Origin of the sequence: Cytobacillus dafuensis, from assembly GCF_007995155.1 — a bacterium.
Taxonomy (GTDB): Bacteria; Bacillota; Bacilli; order Bacillales; family Cytobacillaceae; genus Cytobacillus; species Cytobacillus dafuensis.
Genome location: NZ_CP042593.1, coordinates 4,861,182 through 4,882,384 on the forward strand (window position 1 = coordinate 4,861,182; position 21,203 = coordinate 4,882,384).

Genomic DNA, 21,203 nt, shown 5'->3' on the forward strand with positions numbered 1-21,203 from the left:
AAAATGAGGTTTTTAATTCACTGATTATTGCCGTGACATCTCCGTTGGCATTAACAGTCAAATGGATTAGTGCATGTACTAAAAAAGCTTTTTCTTATTCTTAGTATTTGATTTTCAACTATCAAATCAGAGGTTAACACATTTAAAGTTTTTAATTCCTCAATGGATACATCAAATTTTCTAGAAATTTTATATAAAGTATCTCCTTTTTGAACTTCATAGGTTTCGTAATGATTATTTGGACTAAAATATAAAATTTCTCCTTTTCCTTTAGTTTCTTTTAAACGAGTTTTTAGAATATCATTTTCAATTAATGTGTTGATTATTTGGTTTGCTCTAAATTTATATGAATGTACTTCAACCGATTTACGGCCTTGTATTTGGATTTGGGATCTTTTTTCGGATTGATTAAGGTAGTAATTAACTTTCTGTATGGTTTCTTCCGGGGTTAAAGAGACAACTAAATCTTTTTCTGGTGTAAACATTTTCCTAACGCCAGGTGTATCTACTGTTAAGAGAAAGCCGCCCGATCCTAAAATTTCATAGGTTCGTTGAGTCAATAAGTTAGGATAGTTTTGTAAACCTAATATAATCTTTGAGGAGCAATACACTTTATTGGCATCTGCATAATTAAGAAAACCATGGATCCATTCTTTCGGTATTTTAACGCCAAAATATTCACCCATTTCACTCCAATTTCTACCCCAAAAATCAATACGAATATTTTCCTTAAGAAGTGGCCGAATTAAGATATCTAAAGACCTATGGCGGAAATGTTCCGGATAGTTTTCTAAAATATTGGGATATGCATTTGCAACAATTGCAATTTGTGACTCAAATTTGGAATTGCTATCAATTGGATGGTGGATAGTCTCTTCATATCCGAAATCTAAATAATCCGAAGGAATACCTAATTGTATATAGGTATCTACCTTATCAGGGCTTATAGTAAAAACAAAGTCGGGTTTAATAGTCTTTATTAATGGAATAGACCAAACTTCTGTATAAGCAGGGTCTTCTACAGCCCAATAAACTAGAGGAATTTTATTTGATTCCATCTGTTGTCGTATTAGATTCTGCTTGTCCTTTGTGTGTTCTTCTCCCCACCCGATGGTAATAGCAAAATCAGGTTTAAAGGTTTCAATCATGTTGGATAGATTCTCTTTATTAATCGGACCTGAAATTAAAACATCATGCCCATTGGCAGTAAATCCTCTAGCTAAATTATTACTCCATATTTCCCCGCTCTCTAAAAAGAGAATACGCATTTTTTCACCTCTTTTTTTATCTAATAGAATTTACAATTTTAGTTATTTCTTTTTTATTTTTAAAAAATGGTTAACTTCAATAATGTCCGAATTAAGTCTATTTAACTTCTTAATTTCGTCAATACTTACCCCAAATTTTCTTGATATACTCCATAAAGTATCATTTGACTGAATTACATAAACCTCATAATTTTCCTTTAATGTATCAACATAATGAATTAATTTTCCTGCTCCATTGTTTTTCGTACTGCTCGAAAGAATACTAGCACCGATGAGTGTTTCAATTATATAGTTCGCCCGTTGCTCGTATGAGTATTTTTTTACGGATTCCATACCCGCTTTCTTTACTTTCATACGTTCTTCAGGATGACTTAAATAGTATCTTACAAGGTCAATCGTTTCTTCAGAAGAATTACTAACGATAAGATCTTGACCTGGCGAGAATAATCTCCTAATTTCAGATGTATCATTTGTAAGCAAAAAACCTCCTGATCCAAGCACTTCATAGGTACGCTGAGTTAATTGGGTATCGTGATTTTGTACACCTAAAACAATATCCGCAGAGCTGTACACTTTATTTGCTTCCGTATAAGGGATAAACCCATGAATCCATTCATCGGGAATTTTCTTACCAAGGATTTGCTCCATTTGGTCCCAGTATCGGCCCCAAAAATCAATTCTTATATTTTCTTCCAGAAATGGACTGAGGAGTGAACGAAGTGCTTTAAAACGATAGTGATCCGGCCTTTTTTCATAAAGCATTGGATAACCATTCGCTACAATTGCAATAGATACCTTATATTTTTCATGAACTTCGGAAGGAGAATGAACACTTGAGTGATATCCAAAATCTAAGTGTGCCGAAGGAATGTTTTCTTTCCGATAAAAATCAACTCTGGAGGGACAAATGGTAAAAACAAAGTCAGGTTCAATTGTTTGAATTAAAGGAAGTGAGAAGTTCAGCGTATACCCTGGATCTTCTGTTGCCCAATAGACGTTGGGAATATTTGTACACGTAACATACTCTCTGATCATTTTTTGTTTTTCTTTTGTATGTTCAGTTGTGTGACCCATCGTAATGATTAACTCTGGTTGAAAACTTGATAGTATATCAACAATACTATCTTCAGTCAGAGGACCCGAAACCATGACGAAATGTCCAGCATCGCAAAATCCATTTGGAAGACCATAAATCCACATTGGATCACTTTCTAAAAACAATACACGCATAATTTTCCCTCATTAATTAAAAACTCAGTTTTTTAGCATTTCACTTATTTTTACTATTTTATATCCTTGTTTTTTGAGTTCTGGTATGACTAGATTTATAGCAGCTGCAGTAGGTTTCCCATTTAGATGGGCTAATACAATGTCATTACCTGTAAGCTTGGACAAAATACGTTTATAAATGGTATCTACAGTCGGTTCTTGCCAATCAATCGTATCTATGCTCCAATATATTGTAAAAGGGATATCGATCTGACCTGCTGCTTCCAGAACGTTCTTATTCCAATTTCCATATGGTGGACGAAGAAAAGGGCTCCCCTTATCACCAAGAACCTTTTCAAAACAAGCAAATGTCCGTTTTAATTCTAATATGATTTCATTTTTAGTCAATTTCGTCAGGTCCGGATGATTGTACGTATGATTTGCAATTTCATGGCCGTCAGAAGCGATTCTTTTCGCAAGAAGTGGATATTTCTCTACCCATTTCCCCGTTAAAAACATTGTTGTTTGTACATTATTACTTTTTAAAACATCTAAAATCATTTCCGTATGTTCTGCACTAGCGCCAGCATCAAATGTTAAGGAAATCATTTTGTCATCTTTTAAACCTTTAGAAATGAGAACAGAAGGTAATGGTATTGAGTTGGTATACTCCCTATCAATCTTTAAGGGTTGACCAGCGTAAATATAATCTGTTACTAAATGATTATCATTTTTAAGTTTTTCTACTGGAATGCCAAACTCTTTTGAAATCTTTCCCAACGTTTCTCCATGACAAATGGTATAGTAATCGTATTTATTATCTATAACATCCTTCATTTTCTTTTCTAGTAATCTAATTTTCAAAGGTAAGCCCGTATCAATGATATTTGAAGTTAATCCGTTTAACTGCTTTAACTGATCAATGGCCACACCAAATTCCTTAGATATTCGATACAGCGTATCCCCATTTTGAACTTTATAATATTCAAATTCACCCTGTTGATAAGTAGTTCTTTTTTCCATTTTTAAACTGTAAACACTTTTCCCTTTTTTAAAGACCCCATTTTTCTCTAAAACATCTAACATATATTGGGCTCTAACTTTATAAGAGTGAATCTGTACTGCTTCAAGGCCCTGCTTTTTAATTTTTTGCTTGTCCTTCGGCTGATGAAGGAAATGATTAACCATTTCAAGAGTTTCTTCAGGGGATGATGATGTAATTAAATCTCGTCCCGCCGTAAAGACCCGATTGACTTCGGATGTGCTGTTTGTTAGTAAGAATCCTCCAGATCCCAGTACTTCATATGTTCGCTGCGTTAATTGTGTCGGCAGGTTTTGCAAACCTATTATGATATCAGAAGAACCATATATTTTATTAGCACTCTTATAATCAATATATCCACGAATCCAATCCTTGGGGATTTCTACACCCAAATGCGGACCCATATGTTCCCAATTGGTTCCATAAAAATCTATACGAATATTATTCTCTAATAATGGTTTAATTAAGTTTTTCATTGATTGATGACGGAAGTGACCTGGGAAATAAGAAAGCTTTTTTGGATAGCCATTCGCAACAATGGCTACAGGAGAATAGAACTGAGAATCAATCTCTACAGGAAAATGAACTTTTGGATGATATCCAAAATCTAAATGATCCGAAGGGATTCCCAAATTTCTGTAGTACTTTACCTGATCCCGGCAAATGGTAAACACAAAGTCCGGATGGGTTCGACGAATATAAGGCATCGTAAAAATTTCAGTGGATGTCGGATCTTCTGTTGCCCAATATACATGTGGAACATTTTCATTTTTGGTACCTTCATAAATTTTATTTTGTTTGTCTATCGTTGAATTTTCAGGACCCCATCCCATTGTAATAATTAAATCTGGTTGAAATTCTGAAATCAGTTTAGGAATGTCCAGATCATCTAATGGACCAGAAATTCTTACTTGATGCCCCGCATCGATAAATCCGTTTGGTAATCCATGAATCCACATTGGATGACTTTCCAAGAATAAAATGCGCATTAAATCACTCCTTACTACTCTTGGTTGATAAAAATTTTTAATTTAATCGTTATTCCAGTAACATCGAGACCGTAACAATTTCATATCCTTCATTTATTAACTTATCAATAATCTTAGGTAAAGCCTTAACTGTTCCATCAAGCCTACCTGTTGTTGAATGAAAGCAGTGCTGTAAAATAATTGCCCCTTCTGTTAAATCTCTATCTACAATTGAAATAATCTCTTCATTTGTTAATCCAAACCAATCCAGTGTATCTACTGACCACAAAATTACCTTATAGCCTAATTCATTGATTATTTGAATGTCCGATTTAGCAAAAAAACCATATGGGGGACGAAGGATTGATGTCGATCTTCCCATGTGTGACCTAATTACCTCTTCGGTGGATTCAATTTCATTTTTAATCTCAGCAGTTGTTAGTTCTATAAAATTTGGATGGCTCCAGCTATGGTTGCCTACCTCATGTCCTTCATTAATAATTCTTTTAAATATTTCGGGATAGTAACGAACTTGTTGACCAATTACAAAAAAAGTTGCTTGAACTTTTTTTTCGTAGAGGATGTCTAATATCCTAGGAGTATTAATAATATCTGGTCCGTCATCAAAAGTTAATGCTGCCCTTTTTTTATTTGCCCGTCCCTTATAAAAAACAGTTTCATCATTTTTAAAAGAAAGGTTGGTTAGTAACTTTATTGTATGGGAATTTGAACATTCTAAAATAGACATTCCTAGTTTTTGACTGACATATTGAAACGGGACAAAGATTTTTTCATCATACTCAAAAGGCATAACCACTAAAGTGTCGTATTTTGTTTGATTTTCTTCTTCTAATAAGACCACAAATTGCTCTTTATAGAATGTTATTGTAAGGTTATTTTTTTTCAGTGTTATTGACTGTTGTTCCCTATCACAGTCTACTAAAACATAAGTATGCTTAAAAAATAATGCTGGAATCATAATATATCCATTATCTTCATAGTAATTGCACTGAACCTTATAGCCATCAACATAAATATCCATTTTCTGTACATTCATTATCTTTCTCACCAACTGCCAGTACCCATTTTATTTTGATATTAAAAGAGCCTTGAAAATATGATATGTCTCTATTAGAAAGATGTATAGGGAGTTGGCCCACTTTAACAAAAATGTGTTTTACTGAAAAATTATTAGAGTCCTATTTTAAAAACTATGATATCTATGTATACCTTTTATTTGGTTTGTACATATATTAAATAATCATCAACAGCAAGAAGGGGTTCTACATGGAAAATAAATTCTTGATGCCTATTTATTATGGCAATGAAGCCATTCCAATGATTTCTTTTATAGTAAATGTAGCTTGGGGAAATGAGCATCTAATAAATTTGTTAGATTTACTTAAGAAAAGGAATATTAGCCTTACTTTTTTTCTCGAAGGAAGGTGGGTTGAACAGCATCCTAAATTAGCCCTTATGATTAAAGATTCGAATCATGAGATTGGAAATCATGCCTATTCTCACAAGGATATGAGAAGCCTATCGGCAGAAGAAATTCGTTTGGAGATTACTAAAACCAATGAAATAATAAACGAAGTATTAGAAGTGCAACCTAAATACTTCACCCCTCCATATGGATCATTTGATACAAGAGTCATTGAAGCAGCTGCACAAGAGAATATGGTAACGATCTTATGGTCACTGGATACATTCGATTGGAAGATTGAAAATCCCAATGAGATCATTAATAATATTGCTCCTAACATCGAAAATGGCTCAATCATTTTGATGCACCCAACTGAATCCTCGCTTAAAGCACTTCCATATTTAATTGAAAAAGCTTTGGATAAAAAGTTAAAAATAGGAAGCATAAATGAGATATTAAAGATTTAAAGGGAAATCCTTATTTTTTACCCGAGAGGAGTAGAACAGTGAGCAAAAACGATAATAGAAAATTTACACATTACACTGTGAGAGAAGGAGATACTTTATGGGGCTTATCAAAAAAATTTGGAGTCACCTTCAGTCAATTGAAAGAACTTAACAATCTTTCTTCTGATACCATTTTTATCGATCAGGTACTAAGAATTAAAGAATTCCCCGAAATAGATGACATCATTCTGCCTCCAGATTTAATAAATAATGATCGGATCTTAAATTGGATAACACCCATAAAAAAATTTTCACTACAATACGAAATTCCTTTTCCAATTTTATTTGGTATTATGTTGGCTGAGAGTAGTGGTGACCCCTATGTAGTTTCAAAAAAAGGAGCCATTGGATTAATGCAATTATTGCCACAAACCGCCAATTGGTTGTCTGTCAATCCTTGTGACCCGATTCAATCGATTGATGGGGCGGCCAGGTATGTAAAAGAGCTTTTTGATGAGTTTAAGGATTGGGAATTAGTAGTTGCTGCATACAATGCCGGGCCTGATAAAGTAAAACAGTATGGTGGTATCCCTCCAATTGAAGAAACTCGGGAGTATGTTCAAACGGTTTTTTCTTATTCCAATTGTAGACTAAAAACACCTTCTGAAGAAAACCAGAATTGAAGTGAACCCCTAAGTTGGACTAGAATCTCAACTTAGGGGGTTTTGTTTTAGTATGGTCAAGTGAATGTAGGAAAAAAATCTGGCTTACGGTTATCGGCGATTTACCCAAACTTTATCATCACTTTGATAATATACTACATATATATTTTACCGTTTCATATAATTCTATTTGGTTTGATTCTTTATCATAAATAAAACCCATCAACAGAAGTGTAGTTTTCGGTGTCAAGGATTCCTTTATGGTGTTAACAAATTGATCAATAGAGGAAATATTTACAACATTATCATTTGGAAAACCTGATTCTACAGCTTCTTGTCCAATGTACTTTCCATCTTTTCCAAAAGTGTAAAGGTAATTAATATTTTTCTGGGCGGCTAAATATCTGCCTACCTTTTTATGTTCTTCGATCGAATAGTTTCCTAATTCAACCATATCCCCTAAGAATGCAATAGTTTTCCCTTCTCCAATATTAACTAAAACATCAATTGCTGCTTTCACTGCACTTGGCTTTGCATCATAAGTGTAAGAAATTAATGTAATTTCATCTTTAAAGCGTTGAACATCCAACTTATAATAGTCAGGATAATTTTTACCATAGGTTTCTAACCCAACCATAATCTCATTAAATGTAAATCCTAACCGATGTGCAAGCGCAATAGCAAATAAAGCATTATAAACATTGTGTTTCCCAAAAACCGGGATTTTATAGGTATAATCTATTCCATTAATAGGAACTTGAAAGATCATACCAGTTTTGGTGTAAGCAATTTGGCTAGCATAGTAATTGGCCTCCTTTGTGAAACCAACTGTTATTATTTCACCCTTAAACCCTTTAATATTTAATAGTTTTGAATTGATATCATCCCCATTTAATAGCAACATCCCTGGCGGCTTAATGTTTAAAATCAATTCTGACTTTGCGGTAGCTATCCCATCTATTCCCTGGTCATTGAAATTCCCAATATGAGCACTTCCTACATTAGTTATAATCCCTATGTTGGGTTGGATCAGATTACAATGTTTAGTGATATCACCCGAGTATCTCATACCGTACTCTAAAACAACTGCATTATAAGATGGATCTAGTTGTTTTGCATACTGAGATGTAAACCAAACGTCATTCCCGTTTTCAAAAGATTTAAATGTTTTCCAACGATTTTGCAATATAGAAGCGATCATTTCTTTTGTTGTCGTTTTCCCTGCACTTCCAGTAATCGCAATGATCGGCCTCCCAGTTATCTTGGTATCGTCCATTCAAAAATCACCTCTATCCAGTTGATTTCCATTAAATCCTGTTATCATTGATTTATTTTATGTCCGTTATGACAAAATAGTAACGGCTATTTTTTCTCTACTTTTTTGTTTATATATCCAGTTACTAGCCCTTTATATAATTACACATTATGGAAGGAGATGTATGATGACAGAATAAAAAGGTCCGTATTTTTATTTATAATAGGAGATTTATATATAGGAAAGGAAAGATTGGATGAGAGACATTATTATTGGATAACCTACAAGGCGAATTCAAGGATAGTAGCCCCCATAGAAAAAGAGAATGATCAAATTTCCATTCAATCACTCTCTTTTTGAAAGTCATAGATTCAATTATCAAAAGTAAATTAGATTCTCAACTCTACACTGGATTCGATACTAATTGCTTCAAGCTAGGTACTCCATCTTCCACAACGAAAGAGGCACGTGTGTTGATTGAGGCACCTGGTCTTGTTACATATTTAACGACCTGATAATCTGTTTGCCAAATGTCTTGTGTCACTTTACAGCGCACATATCCACGATAGTTATTAAAGAATTTAATATGCGGATTTTCCTTCAGGTACTGAGGTGTATTGCTGTTTACATCAGATCCGTCTCCATTGGAAGTAATAGAAGTTCCAACAAACTCAACCCCCACATTTTTTGAATCAGGGTCATGGAAGTCTACCTTGATTTCATTTGCCCAGCTGGTATGAACATCCCCGGTAAGAACAACGGCATTCTTAATATCGTTTTCAGCTATAAAGTCCACAATACGTTGGCGTGCGGCAGGATATCCATCCCAGGCATCCATACTTACACTCTCTTCGTCAGGATCAAAATCACCATCGCGGTGAGCGAAGAAGACTTGTTGAGCGAGTACTTTCCATTTGGCCTGTGATACAGCCAATCCATTTAATAACCATTGTTCCTGTTCCTCACCTAAAAGGGTACGGCTTGGATCCTCAGATTCAGAGGTTGGGGGTTTCCATCCATCTCCATTTGCCTGATCGTCTCGGTACTGCCTAGTATCTAAAACATTAAATTCTACTAAATTACCAAATGACAAACGGCGATACATTTGGATATCACTACCTTGCGGAAACGATGTACGGCGAAGCGGCATATGTTCGTAATAAGCTTGGAAAGCAGCAGCTCTCCGTTTCAAGAATTCTTCAGTTGGTTGTTTGTCTGGATCCTGCGGAATATCCCCCGCAAAGTTATTATCCACTTCATGGTCATCAAATGTCACGATCCATGGGAAATTAGCATGGGCAGCCTGTAAATCGCTATCCATTTTGTACAGAGCATAACGATTACGATAATCATCAATCGTATAGATTTCAGGAGCAGTATAATTCAATGGACGAACCTTTGAATTAACACTTCCTTCGTAAATATAATCTCCAAGATGGACGACCAAATCCAAGTCGTCCTGGGCCAGGTGTTGATAGGCTGTGAAAAAGCCGGTAGGCCAGTTTTGACAAGAAACAAAGGCAAAGTTAAGCTGATCAACCTCGCTATTATTGGCCGGTGCCGTCTTTGTTCTGCCTGTTGGACTGACTTCAGCGCGTACTGTAAATCGGTAATAATACCATGTGGAAGGTTTCAAGCCCTCAACTTCTACATGGACAGAGTGGCCAAGTTGAGGCTTGGAAAGTTCAGTTCCTCTTTTGACGACTTTTTCAAAATCGGGATCAAGTGAGACTTCCCAATGGACTGGGTATGGATGGTTATCCATGCCGCCCCCATTTAATGGATCCGGCGCAAGTCTTGTCCATAAGACAACCCCATCTGGTAGCGGGTCGCCAGAAGCAATCCCTAATGTAAAGGGATATTGTAGTTTGTTAGATTTGTTGTTCTCTTCTGCTGACGCCGTCCCGATAGGCAACGAACTCACAATAGTCGCACCAAGAGCAATTCCTATTCCCTTTCCCGTGCTTTTTAAGAATGTTCTACGATTATTGTCAAATTCTCTCATATTCATCCTCCTTTTGCGTTCATGGAAAAGTTTAGGCTCTAATTGTATGTAGAATTTGAACTTTTTGTAAAATATATGTAAATCGAATAAAAATGATAGATTAGGATTAATTTCCAACATGGAATATAAGGATAAAAGAAGCAGAGGAATTCCATTAAATAACAGAGGTTAAAGCAGAATGATTAAACGTAAGAGGATGTCTTTTTAACTAGATCTTCCAATAGAGATGTTATTTTGGAAATACTTTTTTAGTTTTATCCATTAATAAACAGGAAATATTGTTGCTGTTTATCAATGGATGAAAAATGAGTTATTTAGGTTTGTGTAATGGTTTCTTTCAAATTGACATATTTTTTAAAAGAATTTACTTACATACAATCACTTCGCGAGTAAATGAACCTTTCTTAACGGCAGCCCGGTTCATAATGACAAATCCCGTATTTACGAGGATTTCATCAATTGGTTCAACGGTTACCACTACGACTTTTTTAGCAAACCTACGCGCACTTTGGAGCATTTCAGTCTTCTCTTCTAGCGTGATGACAGAACACAAATTATAGGGTAAATCGATTATCGCTACATCATATTGATTTGTGACGTCACGGATATCTGCTAGTTTCACTTCACTAGACAGCCCAAAATGTGCGATATTTTCTCTTGCTCCACCAAGAACAAGAGGGTTTCTGTCACTCCCCACTATATCAATTCCCATTGATAAAGCTTCCACTAGGACGGTTCCAATTCCACAGCAAGGGTCAATGGCCTTTATCCCACTTGGATTAGGAACAGCGATATTTACAACAGCTCTTGCCATACGTGTATTAAGCGCAGTAGAGTAACTATGTGGCTTCTGTTGATGCCGCAACCAAACAGGCTCACTCTTAACATAGTCACCGAATACCCATCTTCCGTTTACTACCATGACGCCAAACAATCGATCTGGGTGATGAAGATCAGCCACACCGTTAATATGTAATCCAATATCCTTCTCAATGGCACGCCGGTTTTCAAATCCTGCCTTTTCCGTTTTTGAACGATCACCATTTTTTACATATACTACTTTATACGTTTCACCAGTCACTTGTAAGGATTCTACTTGTTTGAGGAGATTTTGAAGGCTTTCCTCCTCATAAATGACAGAAATTCTTTCCTTAATAAACGGACTTCGACTAGGATCAATCTTTACATGACTTTCCACAATGCTAGTTTGAGGCTCACGCCCAAATAATGAACGCATTTCCAAAGCACATAATGAGCGTTCCTCTTCATAACAGTTGTATGTATATATATAGGTCGTTAATTTTTTGTCTTTACTACCCAACAGTTCTCATCCTTTAATCGATCTAATGATAAAAGGCAATAGGTATGATCTAATTTGACTACACCTATTGCCTCTCCTGACGAAGCTTTACTTATAAAACACTTTATCGATATTGTACTTAGACTTTAATTCATTAATAATATGCGTTTCGTAAATTTCTCTATGTACAGGGTCTTCAATAACACAAACTTCAATTTTAGTGACTTCATCTCTATGCATTTTGATTGGGGATACAGTATCCTCAAAATGCTTTTTAATTCTTGGTCTCAGCTTCCTTGCTTTCCCAACAAATAATAGCTCATGTTTATTGTTATAAAACATAAAAATACCACCCTTATCTCTAGGGATAAGATGAAAATCAGTAAACCCATAGATATTACTTAGCTCAGGATTCTTCTGTTTCGTAATGGTCACACTTGGTTTTGGAATCGTTATGTTTATCATTTACGTTCACTTCCTCTTTCAATATCTCATTAAATGCTATCATAATAGGAATTAAAAAACTAATTTACTTATGATATGGTTCTCCGTGACTGCTCTAAATGCGATTTTTATTCTTCAGTATTACTTACAACATAATCAAATTGTATTCCATGCCAATCCCTTATTATAAGTTGTTGGATTGAAGCGCCTAATAATAAGATTGCAAAATACGTTAATAGATGCGTATGCAAAGCTTGTCGAAAATTTTTGTAAATTAATTCTATATAATGACAGAATCAAACAAAATCACCCCATTGTAGTATAAATTAGGGAATTATATAATAATAATTGTTAGAAAATTCTCAAAACAAAAGGGGGATATTAATGAAAAAAAAATTCATTGCAGGTGCATTAACGGTAACATTGAGTGCTGCTGCCTTTCTTGGTAGCTTTGGGGTTGGACATGCTCAATCAGTGGACAAGAACTACATAGTTGTCTTTAAATCAGATACGAATCTCCCATCAAACTATTTAGAAGTAATTCAAAAATCTGGTGGTAAAGTAAAAAAAGCTTTACCTAATTTGGGTGCTGTTAAGGTAACTTCAGAAAACCCTACTTTCTTGTCTGAAATCCAAAAAAGTTCAAATGTTTTGGATGCTGGTTTTGAGAGTACGATTTATCCCGAAGCACCTGTAGATGTTGAATTTCTCCAAGAAGGATTCTCTGCCTCATCTGCAAATGATCTTTATAACACCTACCAATGGGATATAAAGCAAGTAACAAACAATGGTGCATCTTGGAATATGACAGGAGGAACAGGAAAATCTACTAATAATAAAGATATTATAGTCGCTGTAGTAGATACAGGTATCGATTTTACTCATGCAGATATAAAGGACAACTATGCATACGGAAAGTCTTTTGTTCCTGGTATAGAGAGTCCAATGGATGAAGATGGTCATGGTACGCATGTTGCTGGATCCATTGCAGGCAATGGTAGAGTATTAGGAATCGGTCCTGAACTAAAGGTCGCTGCGTATCGAGTATTTGGCCCTGATGGTGGAGCTGCCACTTCTGATATTGCCAATGCTCTAATGACTGCTGCTGATGATAATGTTGATGTCGTAAACATGTCATTAGGTGGATATGATTGGTTCCAAAATCCAGAATATGCAACCAAGGAAATTGTTGCAGACGTTCGTTTATTTAACCGTGCAATCCAATATGCTATTAAAAAGGGAGTAACAGTTGTGGGCTCAGCTGGAAATGCAGGAGTGGACATTTCAAGTCCAGGGAAGCTTTCAGGAGATGATAAGGGAGCAACACATAGAAGCCCAAGTAGCCAGTCTTTGATTCGTGTATCTGCCGGCGGAGCTGAGAAGAATCTAACTTACTATTCGAACTATGGTGTAGGTAAAATTGATGTAATCGCTCCTGGTGGTGATTATGGTACTGCTTGGCTAGAAACAGGCGATCCAGCATTAAGAGATCGAAATAAATTATGTCTATCTACTGTTCCAGGTGGATATGCTTTTTATGCAGGAACATCCATGGCTGCTCCTAAAACGGCAGGACTTGCTGGTGTAATTATTGCAAAATATGGAAAGGACGTTTTAAGTCCTTCTCAAGTTAAACATATTATCCAAAGCTCTGCTGATGACTGGTTTAAGCCGGGATATGATGGAGAATCTGGATTTGGTTCTATTAATGCAGTAAATGCTTTAAATAGAAAATAAAATCGTAATAATTCAAATGTATGAACAAAAGGGTTATTTGAGATATAGCTAAATAGAACCATCTAGTAGGTAAAAAGGATCTGACGAATCGATCCTTTTTACTTTGTTTTTTAATAACGCTTAATTCTTCTCTATTTATGGTACGGTTCACCCCTAATAATCCTAAACGCCCGATAAATCTGTTCCACCAAAACCAATTTCATCAACTGATGCGGAAATGTCATCTTCGAAAAGCTTAATTTCTCATCCGCCCGCTTCAACACTTCCTCACTCAACCCAAGCGATCCACCAATTACAAACGCTACTTTACTTTTTCCGTAAGTGGCTAGCTTATCCATTCCATCAGCCAGCTCTTCTGATGATTTCATTTTCCCATCAATTGCAAGGGCAATGACGTGGGCATCTGGGTTGATTTTTGCTAAGATGCGTTCGCCTTCCTTTTGTTTGACTTTCAGCATTTCCAATTCGCTAAGTTCTTCTGGCGCTTTTTCATCCGGAACTTCGATAATGTCCATTTTGGCATAGGCTGAAAGTCTCTTTAAATATTCATCTATTCCTTGCTTTAAATATTTTTCTTTTAGTTTTCCAACGGTAATAATGGAGATATTCACACGTAATCCTCACTTTACAAACAAGATATCCACATAAGTTATACACATATCCACATTTTCTATCCACATATTGTGTGGGATCATTCGTTCGCCACAAGATATACTGCCGAATTTCGACAATATTCACAGGCTGTTGATAACTTTTCCTCCTCTGAAATCTTGGTTAAAATCGGGAAGGTTTCGTGCTCGTCAACGACTGTATCTATTGCTATATCAATGTGTTCCTCACAACTATAAATCATTTTCTCCAATCCTTTCATATAAAAATACACCTATTCTCATTATTCGAATTGTGGATAATTTCTATTAATTTTATTTTTTTCACTTATCCACACTACATCTTAACAAAACAGAACCTAAATCGAAAGTGTCGACCCCTATCCAATGTTATGCACAATGTTAATATCCGTCTTTTTCCCTATTAGAAAAACTTGGCGTTAAAAAAACAGGAAAGCACTTTCTTCGCTTTCCTGCCCCTCAAAACGATTTAATTATAACGTCTCTTCACTTAGCTTCATGGTTGTCTTATGAATCTTTCCACCACGGTAATATTTTATCTCTAATTGGTCGCCAATTTTCTTTTTATTATAGAGAAGCTTTCTAAGATCGACAACATCATAGATTTTTTCTCCATCCATTTCAACGATGACATCAAGCTCCTTTAATCCTGCTTGAGCAGCTGGTCCGTTCGGTACAACCCTTCTTAGCGCCACACCATAATTGACATCACTTGGCAATTTTAAGGTTTCAAGCTGATGATACCTAGAAATCTCATTCACTGATACTAATTCTACGCCCATATAAGGTCTTTTCACTTCTCCGAATTTCTCTAAATCATTGATGATCGGCTGAGCAGAATTAATCGGAATCGCCAATCCAATGCCTTCTACCGCTTGCTGAGCAATTTTCATCGAGTTAATGCCGATGACTTGGCCTTTAATATTGACTAAAGCTCCTCCACTATTTCCTGGGTTGATCGCAGCATCAGTTTGTAATACGTCTGCGTTCCAGTCCGCAACCCCATCTTCATTAATATCTACAGGGATTGTACGCTCAACTCCGGAAATAATTCCTTGTGTAACAGAACCTGAGAATGTCTGGCCAAGAGGATTTCCAATTGCAATAACTGGCTCGCCAGGCTTTAAAGCATCCGAGTTGCCAAACTCAGCAATTTTTTTCACACTTTTTTCATCAATTTCAAGAACGGCAAGGTCCGTCCATATATCACTGCCTCTAAGCGCAGCGGGCACCTTAGTCCCATCTGCGAAAGTAACCTCGATCTTGTTGGCGTTCTCAATCACATGATGATTTGTCACAACATACGCTTTGTTACCAGCCTTTTTATAAATCACGCCTGATCCAGTCCCAGCCGGTTCATTCACACTGCCGCCTTCTCCCCAGAAGCTGGTCGTTTGAATATTGGTTACTCCAACAACAGCATCTCCTGCTTTATCCACCGCTTTTGTCACATCTGATACTACATTTAAGGATACATTTTGTGTAGGAAGATTCCCTTTATTACCGGCGTTTTCCTGCACCTGCTCATCCGGCTGCGCAGAAAATGGAAAAACATCAGAACCTGAAATTATCGGGATGGCAATAATGACAAGAATGGCACCTAAAATTACCCCAACAAGGCTCGCCAAAAAATAACCGCCCTTATTTCCCTTTTGCTTCTTATTACTGTTTTCATAATCTTGATCATAGTAACCCATACTGGACCATTCCTTTCCTCATTCTTAACTAATGGTGTAAGAAATAAGTGCTAAGATTTATTCTTCCTCCTAATTCAATATTATAATCCATCATTTTAAAGAATCTACTAAAAATCCATAAAGAAAACTCGCCGATTGGCGAGCCTTGGAAAGGCGAAGACAGAGGCGTAGTTGCACTTATACTTAATTCCTAAAATTGGCAAATACGTCGAATCATCTTCTGCGCTGGCAATTTATACTTTCTTAACGTACTAAAAAAAGCCTATAGGTACGCGTTCAGAAAGTGATTCAATAAACAAATCAATTTTCTGTCCGTGTACCCTATAGACTTTCTCATCCGTACTCTTTTAACCATTCAATCCTTAGACCGCTGTTAAGGCAGTCGGAATCTTCGGATCTGTATCATACAATTCGAACTGCTCTCCTACAATAATTCCTTTGCTTTCGAGTGTTTGTGATACAGACATTCTCGCTAAATCCTTCATATTATTATCCTGGCTTAAATGAGCTAAATAAATCCGCTTCGTCCGATCCCCAGCCACTTCGCCCATCGCAATTGCTGCATCCTCATTGGACACATGGCCGACATCACTTAAAATTCTTCTCTTAATACTCCATGGGTAACGTCCCATTCTGAGCATCTGAACATCATGATTGCTTTCAAACACATAAGCATCCGCGTTAGAAATCAGTCCCTTCATCCGATCACTGACATAGCCTGTATCGGTAATTAAGACAAGCTTCTTGCCTTGGTGATGAAAGACATAGAACATCGGATCTGCAGCATCATGTGATACGCCGAAGGATTCAATCTCTAAAGAGCCAAATGCTTTCACTGTCTCCATCTCAAAGGTAAATTTCTGTTCCACAGGGACTTGTCCGATTAAATTGTCCATCGCCTTCCATGTCTTCTCATTTGCGTAGACCGGCAATTTATACTTGCGGGCAAGCACCCCGACTCCTTTAATATGGTCGCTATGCTCATGTGTCACTAATAATCCGGAGAGTTTCCCCATATCTCGATCAATCTTTTGAAATAAAGCTTCCATCTGCTTTCCGCTCAATCCCGCATCAACCAAAAATGAATGGTCCTCCGTCTCGACAAAGACGGCATTCCCCGTACTTCCGCTCGCGAGAACGCTGAATTGTAAAGACATATTCTCTCACTCCACTATATTTTTATCTTCGGTGTTTAATTGGAAAATCTGACCCTCGAAGGCATTGACAAATAAATCCTCTTTACCGTCAATGACAAATCGCCATGCAGGTGTCAAAACCTGTGACGTGTTCGTTTGAACAAAAGTATAATACCCTAGCTCAACCTTTGTAATTTTAGTCTTAGGCTCCAGAGAACCATTTTCATACAATGCTTCAATGGCCTTTAAAGGTTGAATAATCTTCTCTTCTTTAGATAGCTCTTCAATATCTTCAAGCATCGTTTGCCGATAGGATGCAATATCATTTTCTCCATCAGTCAAGTAGATGGCCAATTGACCGCTATTATTATGGTAAAAAACCTTATCGTTGAATTGCTGATAATAATAAATTACATTATCTTTCTTCTTCCAAAAACGATATTGATCTCCATTCAAAACATTATTTTTGACAAAGGAATTGACATCTGCCACTTCAAACTTATCTTTGAGCTCATACGGTTTATCAAGCTTAGACACTAAGGCATTGTCCGAGCTCACTTCAAGCTCCTGGCCTTTTAACTTTGTTTTCTCTAGCGATTCGATTAGCTCATTATTGAAATTCTTCGGTTTCGCACTTAAATACATATCTTTCGTATGGTTTTTCGGAAGCTCTTTATACTCAATCTCGTCAGCCTTAAGCCGCTTTTCAAAGGATGCTTCCGTTATATATTCATACTGACTCGAATCCTTCAATGTAAAGAATTCATACATTAAGTAAATATCAAGGACAAGGAAGGTTAAGATGAAAATAGTTTTGATCCTACTCCAATCCACGGTTTTGCCCTCCTTCTATATCATCCATCGATAATTTATTCCATGTATGATTGTATCGATAATACCAGGAAGGCTCTAAGTAGATGATCCTTGCATTTTTCTCCATGGTGTATCCCACTACAAGATCCTCTACGTTATCCATGTTATATCCTTCCGATTCCAAAAACTGTATGACTTCCTCCCCAGAGCTTAACGTCGTGTCTGACGCTTCCATCTCTAAACCGATCGAAAAATTACCGCGTAAATACTTATAGATTTCATTTGGACCCCATGTTAGGCTAATTTCAGAAATGCCGCTGCCTTCGCTAAAAATAGGATACCCTTTGTCGTCATAAAGGCGGAAAAGCACTTGGTGATCCAGTTCATCCATGGATACAAATTGATAATTATAATCATCTGTCCAGCCGCCATGCTCATTAATGAAATCAATGCTTCTTTTTAAAAGATTATTAGAAATAAAAGAACTCTCATTGTTTTCAACAGGATTGATATAGGAAAGGGTGCTTTCATCATAATTCACACGCATTATGCTTGATCCGTTCGTATATTCTTCTCCCGAGGTTGGATCATTTTTCTGAACGACACTTGGGTTTTTAAATAAGGCATTCATAAATTTCTCAGAATCTAAGGGTGTTGATAAATATTGATAGCGCTGCATTTTCGTCTCTTCCACAGGCAAGAATAGAACTCGATCATTTGCAATCTTATAAGGGAAATACTTTGCAAAGTTTAGACTGTATTCGGCATTTTTAAAGAAGCTATTCTTGAAGTTATGCACGAACGATGCTGGTACATGACTTCTGTAAACTTCCTCATTTTCTGTAGAAACAAAATAGACAAAGCCATGATCCTTCTGTACTTCTTCTAGATTGATGACAATTCGATCGAAAGAGAATTCAGGGATCTTTTTTTCCTTCGTATTAATAATGGTTCGAAAAAATTCAAATGGAATCGAATCAGGAAATAGAATAACCGCATTCCCAGGATTATGGATGAAAGAAGAATAATTTTTTATTTGACTTGAAATATTGACAAAATCTGAAAAATTCCATCTGCTAATCTCTGCCATTACTTTTTCTATTTCATTTGGATCGATCGTCCCATAATGCCTGTCTTTATCATAATGGTAATAAATCCGATCCGGTTTAATAATTTCTTTTGCTTCTTTCTTCGCACTAATTTCTACTTCCTGAACCGTTTTTGCTTTTTCCATAATTTCATAATTTGGCTGGTACGTCCAAATGCTCCATGTTAAAAGCACACTAAAGCCTACTAAAATGACTAATATGAGTGATTTAATATTTTCATAAGTCATTCCCAATCATCCTCTTCAGTACGAAGGTAAGGCAGGCTGAAAGAAATGGTCGTCCCTTTTCCTTCCTTGCTCGTTGCCCATATTTCACCGCCATGTGCTTCCACCATTTCCTTAGCAATGGCAAGCCCAAGACCAGTACCGCCTAGCTTCCTCGTTCTTGCTTTATCCACTCGGTAAAAACGCTCAAAGATTTTATTAATATTGTTTTTCGGTATCCCTACTCCTTGGTCAGAAACACCGATCACGACGATATCATTCTTCTCTTCAAGACGGAACGTAATTTTGCCGCCTTCTGGGGAGTACTTCAAGGCATTCGAAATAATGTTATCAATGACTTGAGTAAGCTTGTCTCCATCGATTTCAACGAATGCTGAATGAGTAGGAAGCTTGCGCTCAAATGTGACATTCTGTTGTTTTGAAAGTTCAAAGCGGTCAATAATTCGATTATAGAAAGAGATAATATCGATCCATTCTTTATTAAGCTTGTAATCCCTACTATCCATTTTCGAAAGCTGCAGCAGATCATTAACAAGACGAATCATCCGCTCGGTTTCAGTCTGAGTAACTTCAAGAAATTTTGGAGCAATCTCATCATCCTGCCATGCTCCTTCTGCGAGTGCCTCTAAATAACTTCTCATTGTTGTTAATGGCGTTCTTAGCTCATGGGAAACATTCGCAACGAATTCTCGACGCTCCATATCAATTTTTTCCTGCTCAGTTATGTCATGGAGGACGGCAATAAGTCCATTAACAAATCCAGTTTCTTTTTGAATCACAGATACATTTGCCCGTAATATTAACGTGTTTGCTGGCTTGCTGAAATCTAAAATAACGGAGTCGGGTTCAGAGAGCAATTCTTCAAACGTGTAATCCTCGTCAAGACCAAGCAGAGACACAATCGGTATTGACAATACTGTTTCACGTGAAACATTCAGCATCTCAGCAGCCGGCTCATTGATCAAAATAACCCTGCCTTTACGATCTGTTGCAATCACACCATCTGTCATGTGCGAAAGGACAGATGACAGCTTGCGCCGCTCCCCTTCCGTTGTCGCTTGTGCCTCCTGCAATTTCTTCGTTAAATTATTAAAGGTCATCGCTAATTGACCTATTTCATCATTTCCGTACACTTTAACCTTCCGTGAGAAATTCCCCTTTGCCATGGCAAGGGCTTGCCTTCTCATATCTGACATCGGACGGGTAATGGTTTGAGCAAGTAGAACACCTAAAATAGCTGTAATGGCAAGGGCTATCGCTGTTCCAGAAATGAAAATATTATTAATCTGCTTCATTTGATCATATACATTTTCAATTTTTGCAACGAGATAAATCGCACCCTTCACTTCCCCATTTATCTTAATGGGTGTGACAAGAACCCAAATTCTATTGCCGGTATTACGGTCGATCAAATCCTCCGTTACTGGCTGAGCTGTAGCAATCGTCATCCTTACTAAATTATCCGTGGTTCGTTGACCTACGAGGCCTTGATTATCAGGGTCTGAGGTACCAAGAATTTTTAACGTATCGGCTTCAATTACTTGAACTTCCTTAATATCCTCAGAATAATAATCCCTCAGTAATTTATATACGTCCTCCTCAAGAGACGGGTCTTCATCTGGCACTCGCACCTTCATCATCTGTTCCTCTAGATAATAAGCGAGCAAATTCACCCGATCTTGGATGGTTGTCTTAAAATTATCTTTAAGCGTAAATTCTAATTGCCTAACAAAGTATACACCAATAATCTGCATAGCAATTAAAATAAGCAGCACATAGATAATGACAAATTTTAGGTGAATAGAACGAAAAAAACCAACTTTTTTCATTGAA

General features: G+C 36.7%; 18 protein-coding genes. 3 read left to right on the forward strand and 15 right to left on the reverse strand.

The annotated features are described in order from the left end of the window. Positions 1-50: 50 nt before the first annotated feature. From FSZ17_RS22985 to FSZ17_RS23000, 4 genes are read right to left on the reverse strand one after another with little or no spacing between them, the layout of a single operon-like run. Entirely contained in the window at positions 51-1,268 is a 1,218-nt protein-coding gene (locus FSZ17_RS22985) for a DUF3880 domain-containing protein (protein WP_057772460.1), read from the reverse strand. 42 nt (positions 1,269-1,310) lie between these two features. Beyond that, positions 1,311-2,498 (reverse strand): DUF3880 domain-containing protein, encoded by a 1,188-nt coding sequence (locus tag FSZ17_RS22990; RefSeq protein WP_057772457.1) that lies wholly within the window; start codon positions 2,496-2,498, stop codon positions 1,311-1,313. A gap of 24 nt (positions 2,499-2,522) precedes the next feature. Further along, a complete protein-coding gene (locus FSZ17_RS22995) occupies positions 2,523-4,508 on the reverse strand; it encodes a DUF3880 domain-containing protein (RefSeq protein ID WP_057772455.1) in 1,986 nt (661 codons plus the stop codon). A gap of 49 nt (positions 4,509-4,557) precedes the next feature. Continuing rightward, complete coding sequence (locus FSZ17_RS23000) at positions 4,558-5,544, reverse strand: polysaccharide deacetylase family protein (protein ID WP_057772453.1); 987 nt, start codon at positions 5,542-5,544, stop codon at positions 4,558-4,560. A gap of 230 nt (positions 5,545-5,774) precedes the next feature. Here FSZ17_RS23000 and FSZ17_RS23005 point away from each other — a divergent pair, with 230 nt between their 5' ends. Together FSZ17_RS23005 and FSZ17_RS24045 are read left to right on the forward strand one after the other, a co-directional pair. Next, entirely contained in the window at positions 5,775-6,380 is a 606-nt protein-coding gene (locus FSZ17_RS23005; RefSeq protein WP_057772452.1) for a polysaccharide deacetylase family protein, read from the forward strand. Between the two features lie 38 nt (positions 6,381-6,418). Beyond that, positions 6,419-7,042, forward strand: coding sequence for a lytic transglycosylase (locus FSZ17_RS24045; protein WP_057772449.1), 624 nt, complete (start codon positions 6,419-6,421; stop codon positions 7,040-7,042). Between the two features lie 118 nt (positions 7,043-7,160). On the opposite strand, the gene FSZ17_RS23015 is transcribed toward FSZ17_RS24045, so the two are convergent. The 4 genes from FSZ17_RS23015 to FSZ17_RS23030 all read right to left on the reverse strand — a co-directional run bounded on the left by FSZ17_RS23015 (position 7,161) and on the right by FSZ17_RS23030 (position 12,046). After that, positions 7,161-8,297, reverse strand: coding sequence for a UDP-N-acetylmuramoyl-tripeptide--D-alanyl-D-alanine ligase (locus FSZ17_RS23015; protein ID WP_057772447.1), 1,137 nt, complete (start codon positions 8,295-8,297; stop codon positions 7,161-7,163). A 382-nt stretch (positions 8,298-8,679) separates the two neighbouring features. Then, entirely contained in the window at positions 8,680-10,200 is a 1,521-nt protein-coding gene (locus FSZ17_RS23020; RefSeq protein ID WP_228460259.1) for an alkaline phosphatase D family protein, read from the reverse strand. A gap of 445 nt (positions 10,201-10,645) precedes the next feature. After that, complete coding sequence (locus FSZ17_RS23025; RefSeq protein ID WP_057772445.1) at positions 10,646-11,602, reverse strand: TRM11 family SAM-dependent methyltransferase; 957 nt, start codon at positions 11,600-11,602, stop codon at positions 10,646-10,648. Between the two features lie 87 nt (positions 11,603-11,689). Further along, on the reverse strand, positions 11,690-12,046 hold the full coding sequence (locus tag FSZ17_RS23030; protein WP_057772443.1) for a nucleotide excision repair endonuclease: 357 nt from the start codon (positions 12,044-12,046) through the stop codon (positions 11,690-11,692). 363 nt (positions 12,047-12,409) lie between these two features. On the opposite strand from FSZ17_RS23030, the gene FSZ17_RS23035 reads away from it, so the two are divergent. Then, on the forward strand, positions 12,410-13,762 hold the full coding sequence (locus tag FSZ17_RS23035) for a S8 family serine peptidase (RefSeq protein ID WP_228460260.1): 1,353 nt from the start codon (positions 12,410-12,412) through the stop codon (positions 13,760-13,762). Between the two features lie 131 nt (positions 13,763-13,893). On the opposite strand, the gene rlmH is transcribed toward FSZ17_RS23035, so the two are convergent. The 7 genes from rlmH to walK all read right to left on the reverse strand — a co-directional run bounded on the left by rlmH (position 13,894) and on the right by walK (position 21,199). Then, positions 13,894-14,373: a 23S rRNA (pseudouridine(1915)-N(3))-methyltransferase RlmH gene (gene rlmH, locus FSZ17_RS23040; protein ID WP_057772441.1), complete on the reverse strand. Its 480-nt coding sequence runs from the start codon at positions 14,371-14,373 to the stop codon at positions 13,894-13,896. Positions 14,374-14,453: 80 nt separating this feature from the next. Then, the gene (locus FSZ17_RS23045) at positions 14,454-14,633 is read right to left on the reverse strand and encodes a CxxH/CxxC protein (RefSeq protein WP_057772439.1); all 180 of its coding nucleotides are present in this window, start codon (positions 14,631-14,633) and stop codon (positions 14,454-14,456) included. A gap of 231 nt (positions 14,634-14,864) precedes the next feature. Next, complete coding sequence (locus FSZ17_RS23050; RefSeq protein WP_057772437.1) at positions 14,865-16,088, reverse strand: S1C family serine protease; 1,224 nt, start codon at positions 16,086-16,088, stop codon at positions 14,865-14,867. A gap of 362 nt (positions 16,089-16,450) precedes the next feature. Continuing rightward, entirely contained in the window at positions 16,451-17,245 is a 795-nt protein-coding gene (locus FSZ17_RS23055) for an MBL fold metallo-hydrolase (RefSeq protein ID WP_057772435.1), read from the reverse strand. 6 nt (positions 17,246-17,251) lie between these two features. After that, positions 17,252-18,058, reverse strand: a complete 807-nt coding sequence (locus tag FSZ17_RS23060; protein WP_057772433.1) for a two-component system regulatory protein YycI — start codon at positions 18,056-18,058, stop codon at positions 17,252-17,254. Further along, entirely contained in the window at positions 18,045-19,373 is a 1,329-nt protein-coding gene (locus FSZ17_RS23065; protein ID WP_057772431.1) for a YycH family regulatory protein, read from the reverse strand. The genes FSZ17_RS23060 and FSZ17_RS23065 overlap by 14 nt, the downstream gene beginning before the upstream one ends. After that, positions 19,370-21,199, reverse strand: coding sequence for a cell wall metabolism sensor histidine kinase WalK (gene walK / locus FSZ17_RS23070; RefSeq protein ID WP_057772429.1), 1,830 nt, complete (start codon positions 21,197-21,199; stop codon positions 19,370-19,372). Before walK ends, FSZ17_RS23065 begins: the two co-directional genes overlap by 4 nt. Between the last annotated feature and the right edge of the window lie 4 nt (positions 21,200-21,203).